Origin of the sequence: Streptomyces viridosporus, assembly GCF_002078235.1 — a bacterium.
Taxonomy (GTDB): domain Bacteria; phylum Actinomycetota; class Actinomycetes; order Streptomycetales; family Streptomycetaceae; genus Streptomyces; species Streptomyces viridosporus.
On sequence record NZ_MSGP01000015.1, the window covers coordinates 39,702 to 46,250 of the forward strand.

A 6,549-nucleotide genomic window follows, 5' to 3' on the forward strand; every position below is an offset into this window, starting at 1 on the left:
GGCATCCGGAACATGGGAACCGGAACATGGCAAGAAGAGGAGCGCGACGATGGCTCCCTCGACCAGCAGGCCCGCGGCGTCCGCACGAGACGTCCGCCGACGCCCGGCCCGTGCCGGGAAGCGGCTCGGTTCCGCCCCCGAGCCCGATCAGGAACCTGATCTCCTGGGCCAGTACCTGCGGCAGATCGGGGCGACACCGCTGCTCGACGCGGCGGACGAGGTGCGGCTGGCGCAGCGCATCGAGGCCGGTCTGCGCGCCAAGGAGGAGTGCGAGCGGGCCGAGAGCGGCGACCACCACCTGACGCGGGAGCGGTGGCGCGAGCTGGAGGCGGCCGTGCACGACGGGCAGGCGGCCAAGGACCGCATGATCCGCGCCAACCTCCGGCTCGTGGTGTCGATGGCGAAGCGCCACGCCCACCGGGGACTGCCCCTGCTCGACGTCATCCAGGAGGGCAACCTGGGACTGATCAGGGCCGTGGAGAAGTTCGACCACACCAAGGGGTTCAAGTTCTCCACCTATGCGACCTGGTGGATCCGCCAGGCCATCGAGCGCGGCGTGGCGACGCACGCCCGCACGGTACGGCTGCCGGTGCACGTCGTGGAGCAGCTGCAGAAGCTCGGCAAGGTCGAGCGCAGGCTTCACCTGAGTCTGGACCGGGAGCCGACCGTCGAGGAGGTGGCCCGCGAGAGCGGTCTCGCCGAGGAGAAGGTCGTCTGGCTGCGCCGGGTCGGCCGGCAGGTGGTCAGCCTGGACACCCCCGTGGACGACACCGGTGACACGGTCGTCGGCGATCTCATCCCCGACACCGACGTCCTGCAGGCTCCGGAGGTCGCGGAGTTCCAGGCGCTCGCCGAGGAGCTCAGGGGGGCCGTCGACACGCTCGCGCCGCGCGAGGCGCTGATCCTCAGCCTGCGGTACGGCCTGCACGACGGGCGGACGCGCACGCTGCAGGAGGTCGCGGACCACGTGGGCCTGACGCGCGAACGCGTCCGCCAGCTGGAGAAGCAGTCGCTGGCGCAGCTGCGGGAGCGGGAACAGGGCGAGCGGCTCCTGGCCTGGGCGGGCTGACCGGACGACCACCACCGTGCCGGCCCGGGTCCTCGCCGGGCCCGGCGCCGAGCCCGCCCTCGGCGGCGGAAGTCCTTCGTCGGGGACGTCGGGGAACCTGACGGGCAGCACCCGGGCCGCTGCCGCTGCCCCTATGGCTGGATCGCACGGTGGAAAGCCGCGGATGTGGTGGCGGGCACCATGGTGGCCGGCCATGAGGCCCGGGGGCCCACATGTGTGCCTCTCTGCCGGGCCTGGTAGCGAACCACACCCGGTCTCCTCGGAAGGTGTCGGAAGCAGCCATACCGATCGACTGTCCTGCGTCCTTAGGGTCGTCGCGTCGTTGGAAAGGCCACGGCGCACGGGTCGGACGATGTGCGCGCCTGGGCCGTTCGGGGCGTACGCGCCCCTTGGCGGAGAGGGGCACCATGGGGCTGGACAAAACGGTCGACAGCACGGACGAGGCGGTGGCGGACATCCCCGAGGGGGCGTCACTGGCCGTCGGCGGATTCGGGTTGTGCGGCATACCGAGTGCGTTGATCGCCGCACTGCTGGAGCGGGGCACGGGCGGTTTCGAGGTCGTCTCCAACAACTGCGGGGTGGACGACTGGGGGCTGGGCCTCCTGCTGCGGGCCGGCCGGATCGCGCGCATGACCAGTTCGTACGTGGGCGAGAACAAGGAGTTCGCCCGCCAGTATCTGAGCGGGGAGCTGGAGGTGGAGCTGGTACCGCAGGGGACGCTGGCGGAACGGCTGCGCGCCGGCGGGGCGGGCATCCCGGCGTTCTACACGCCGGCCGGTGCCGGGACGCAGATCGGACACGGCGGGCTGCCCTGGCGGTACGGCCCGGACGGACAGGTCGCGGTGGCCTCGCCGCCGAAGGAGACACGGACCTTCGGCGGCCGTGAGTACCTGCTGGAGGAGGGCATCACGACCGATTACGCCCTGGTGCGGGCGACCATCGGGGACCGTCACGGCAACCTGGTGTTCCGCTCCTCGGCCCGCAACTTCAACCCGCTGGCCGCGATGGCCGGCCGCGTCACCGTCGCCGAGGTCGAGCACCTGGTGGAGCCGGGCGAACTGGACCCGGACGAGGTGCACCTGCCGGGGGTGTTCGTGCAGCGGGTGGTCCGGGTCTTCTCCGGCGATCCGGCCGCCGAGCGGCGGATCGAACGACGATGTGTGCGTACCGAGCAGGAAGGCGGTGCCTGACATGGCGCTCACCCGCGAGCAGATGGCGGCCCGGGCCGCCCGCGAACTGGTGGACGGCACGTACGTCAACCTCGGCATCGGCCTGCCCACCCTCATCCCCAATCACCTGCCGCCGGGCGTCGAGGTGGTGCTGCAGTCCGAGAACGGCATCCTCGGCGTCGGCCCCTACCCGCTCGAGGACGAGGTCGACTCGGACCTCATCAACGCGGGCAAGGAGACGGTGACGGTGCTGCCCGGGGCGTCCTTCTTCGACTCCGCGCTGTCCTTCGGCATGATCCGCGGCGGCCACATCGACACCGCCGTGCTCGGCGCCATGCAGGTGTCGGCCGCCGGGGACCTGGCCAACTGGATGATTCCGGGGAAGATGGTCAAGGGCATGGGCGGTGCCATGGACCTGGTGCACGGGGCCCGCCGGGTGATCGTGCTGATGGAGCACACCGCCAAGGACGGCAGCCCCAAGCTCGTCGCGACGTGCGACCTGCCGCTGACCGGCACGGGCGTCGTGCAGCGCGTCATCACCGATCTCGCCGTCGTCGACATCACCCCCGACGGCTTCTCGCTGGCCGAACTCGCCCCGGGAGTCGGCGTCGACGAGGTGCGCGCCGCGACGGGCGCCGACCTCCTCGTGCCCGCTCGCCTGGAGGCGCCCGCCGGTGTCTGACTAACAGACACCTCCTGGTGGCGCAACCCCCGCGCGTTCCTGTCGTGGCCGGAAGGCTGTGGGGGTCCGTGCCATACCGTGGCTCGTCGGCCACCCCCTACGGTGCCGGACACCGGGTCGCTCCGGCTGGATCGAGCCAGGAGAGCGCCCGGTGTCCCCCACGACACCGAGGGAGCCGCCGTGCAGTCACCGTTCCGGGGAACCGCCGCCCCGCCGTCCCGTGTCCCGTCCGTACCGCCCTCCGATGCGTCACCGCGCCCGTCGGGGCGCGGGTGGCGCGGATCGCTGTCCCGTGTGGTGGCCGTCGTGGTCTTCGTCCTGACGGCTGCCCTGGCCGGTCCGGCGCCGACCGCCCACGCCGCGGTCGGCCTGACCAGGATCACCGATTTCGGCGCCAACCCGGGTCAGCTGAACATGTACCTCTACCGGCCCGCGTCCCTGCCCGCCGAGCCGGCGGTGGTGTTCGCGCTGCACGGCTGCAGTCAGGACGCCCAGACGTACGCCGACAACTCCGGCCTGCCCGAACTCGCCGACCGGCACGGGTTCCTGGTGGTGTTCGCCGAGACCACCTTCTCGAACAACATGAGCAAGTGCTTCAACTGGTTCGAGCCCACCGACAACCGCAGGGGCCAGGGGGAAGCCGCGTCGATCCGGCAGATGGCCGCGCACACGGCCTCCGCCTACGGCGCGGACACCCGGCGGACCTACGTCACCGGCCTGTCCGCCGGCGGCGGCATGACGTCGGTGATGCTCGCCGCGTACCCGGACGTCTTCCGGGCCGGCGCGGTCGTCGCGGGTCTGCCCTACGGGTGCGCCAACGACGTCATGAGCGCCTTCACCTGCATGAGTCCCGGAACCGACCTGACCCCGGCCCAGTGGGCGCAGCGGGTCCGCGACGCCCATCCCTCGTGGTCCGGCCCCTGGCCGCGCGTGGCCGTCTGGCACGGCGACCAGGACACCAAGGTCGTGCCGCGCAACGCCGACGAACTGCGCGACCAGTGGACCGCGTTGCACGGCCTGTCCCAGAAGCCGACCCGCACGTCCGTGATCGGCCCGAACTCCACCCGGCACGAGGAGTACGCCGCCGCGGACGGCTCGGTGGCCGTCGAGGTGAACCGGGTCCCGGGCATCGGGCACGGCACACCGGTCGACCCCGGCAGCGGGGCTCAGCAGTGCGGCAGCACCGGTACCGCCCACTTCCTGGACTCGATCTGCTCCAGCCACTGGATCACCCGGTTCTTCGGCCTGGCGGAGGGCGTCGAGGACGGCGGGCTGCCCGCCCCGACCGGTCTGACCGTGACCGGTGCCACCGACACCGCCGTCAGCCTGAGGTGGAACCCCGTCGACGGCGCCGACGGCTACACCGTCTACCGCGACGGTGCCCCGCTCGCCGCGGCGGACACCACGTCCTACACCGACACCGGTCTGACCGCGGGCTCCTCCCACACCTACGCGGTCGCCGCCCGCGACGCCGACGGCGGGACGGGACGGCTCTCCGGCACGGTCACCGCGCGGACCACCGGCGGCGCGACCGCCTGCTGGACCGCCACCAACTACGCCCACGTCCAGGCAGGGCGCGCCACCACCAGCGGCGGCTACACCTACGCCAAGGGCTCCCAGCAGAACATGGGGCTGTACAACCTGTTCGTCACCCGCACCCTGCGGGAGTCGCCCGTCGGCCACTTCACCCTCGCGGACGGAACCTGCTCCTGACACACAACCGGTCACGGCCGCGGATGCTTCCCTCAGCATCCGCGGTCCCGTGCCCGTCATGGTGGCGGCCCACCTGAGAAAAGCCGCCACCGTGGCGGGCACACACATGTTGCCGTGCAGGACATGCCACCTAGCCTCCAGCCCGTCCGTATGTCGCCCACCGGAGGCTCTCCATGGTTCTGTCCACCGGCGTCACGTCGAGCTGGAGGAGGCGCACCGCACTCGGTGCGCTCGCCCTCGCCACCGCCACCGCCCTGCTTCCCTCATCGGCCTCGGCGCGGCCGGGCCCCGACCGCGCCGCCGGCCACTGCGCCAACCAGTCCCAGCTGCGGGTACCGGGCGCCGCTCATCAGCAGGCCGACTGCCTGAACGAGCTGACCACGGCGGGAACCGTGGACTCCGGCCACACCGACCCGGCCGACTGGGCCGGCCTCACCCCCCAGGGCCTCGCCGTCCCCGAAGGCGTGCCGGGTATCCAGGTCGACGGCTACTTCCCCGACTCCTCCACCACCAACACCAACCACGGCTGGAACCACGACGCGCAGTTCGTCATCCGGCTGCCCGACCGCTGGAACGGCGGCCTGATCGTGGCCGGCACCCCCGGCAACCGCGAGCAGTACGCCAACGACCGGGCCATCGCCGACTGGGTACTCGCCCGCGGCTACGCCTACGCCGCCACCGACAAGGGCAACACCGGTCTCGCCTTCCACCGCGACGGCTCCCGTCCCGGCGACGCCGTCGCCGAGTGGAACACCCGGCTCACCCAGCTCACCCGCGCCGCCCGCGCGGTGGTCGCCCAGCGCTACCACCGACCGCCCGCGCGCACCCTGGTCACCGGGATGTCCAACGGCGGCTACCTCGTGCGCTGGCAGCTGGAGAACCACCCCGAGCTGTACGACGGCGGCGTCGACTGGGAAGGCACCCTCTGGCGCTCGGAGGGCCCCAACCTGTTCACCTTCCTGCCGCCGACGCTGCGCCACTACCCCGCCTACGCCGCGGGCGGCCCCGACTCCGACCGGGCGCGAAAGGAACTGCACCGCGCGGGCTTCCCGGCCGGCTCGGAGTTCCTGTGGCCCTTCCACCACCAGGTCTACTGGGACCTGACCCAGCGCATCTACCGCGAGGAGTTCGACCCCGCCTTCGACGGCGCGACGGAGGCCGGCACGCCGTACTGCGCCTCCGGGACCCCCGGTTGCGACGCCGACTACGACTACGCCGCCCGTCCCGCCGAGGTCCACAAGGCCGTGCAACGCGTCGCGCTGACCGGCCGCATCGGCAAACCGCTGATCACCATCCACGGCACTCTGGACGTCCTGCTGCCCATCGGCAAGGGCTCCGACGTCTACTCCCGCATGGTCCGTGAAGCGGGCCGCGGCCACCTGCACCGCTACTACCGCATCGAGGACGGCACGCACACCGATTCCCTCGTCGACAGCTTCCCCGGCCGGCTCCGGCCCCTGCTGCCCTGCCACCGCTCGGCCTTCACCGCCCTGGAGAGCTGGCTGACCACCGGGCAGCGCCCGCCGGCGAACCACACCGTCGTCCGGCCCGAAGACGCCACTGCGGCGAGCCTGCTCACCAGCTGCCGTCTCGACGGGTGACCACCCGGCGGTCGCGGTCCCACGCCACGGCCGCCGTATGCCTTGCCCGACCGAGCGCCTCGGTCTGTAGTGGCAGCCACTACAGACCGAGCTCTCATTGGGTTGGCTGCATACATAGGTGTGACGTGACGGCATCCCTACTGTTTCCGGCCATGACAAGCGAATTCCGTCCTCCCACCGCCCGCTCGGCGCCCACGGGCGCCGGCGCGGACCTGACGGCCCGGTCCGCCCTGGTCACCGGCGGCGGCAGCGGCATCGGCAAGGCGTGCGCCGTGGCGCTGGCGGCAGCGGGCGCCGCGGTGCACGTGGTCGACC

At 72.2% G+C, this 6,549-nt stretch carries 5 protein-coding genes and 1 pseudogene; all 6 read left to right on the top strand.

What is annotated here, in order from left to right:
• The first annotated feature begins 49 nt into the window (after nt 1-49).
• Nucleotides 50-1,069, top strand: a complete 1,020-nt coding sequence (locus tag B7L92_RS01355; protein WP_081235664.1) for a sigma-70 family RNA polymerase sigma factor — start codon at nt 50-52, stop codon at nt 1,067-1,069.
• 407 nt (nt 1,070-1,476) lie between these two features.
• On the top strand, nt 1,477-2,259 hold the full coding sequence (locus tag B7L92_RS01360) for a CoA transferase subunit A (RefSeq protein ID WP_081235665.1): 783 nt from the start codon (nt 1,477-1,479) through the stop codon (nt 2,257-2,259).
• Between the two features lies 1 nt (nt 2,260).
• Nucleotides 2,261-2,920: a CoA transferase subunit B gene (locus B7L92_RS01365; RefSeq protein ID WP_081235666.1), complete on the top strand. Its 660-nt coding sequence runs from the start codon at nt 2,261-2,263 to the stop codon at nt 2,918-2,920.
• A gap of 294 nt (nt 2,921-3,214) precedes the next feature.
• Nucleotides 3,215-4,633, top strand: a complete 1,419-nt coding sequence (locus B7L92_RS01370; RefSeq protein WP_174703906.1) for an extracellular catalytic domain type 1 short-chain-length polyhydroxyalkanoate depolymerase — start codon at nt 3,215-3,217, stop codon at nt 4,631-4,633.
• A 173-nt stretch (nt 4,634-4,806) separates the two neighbouring features.
• Entirely contained in the window at nt 4,807-6,234 is a 1,428-nt protein-coding gene (locus tag B7L92_RS01375) for a 3-hydroxybutyrate oligomer hydrolase family protein (protein WP_081235667.1), read from the top strand.
• A 152-nt stretch (nt 6,235-6,386) separates the two neighbouring features.
• Nucleotides 6,387-6,549 (top strand): annotated as a pseudogene (locus B7L92_RS41835) (3-hydroxybutyrate dehydrogenase); the annotation flags it as partial.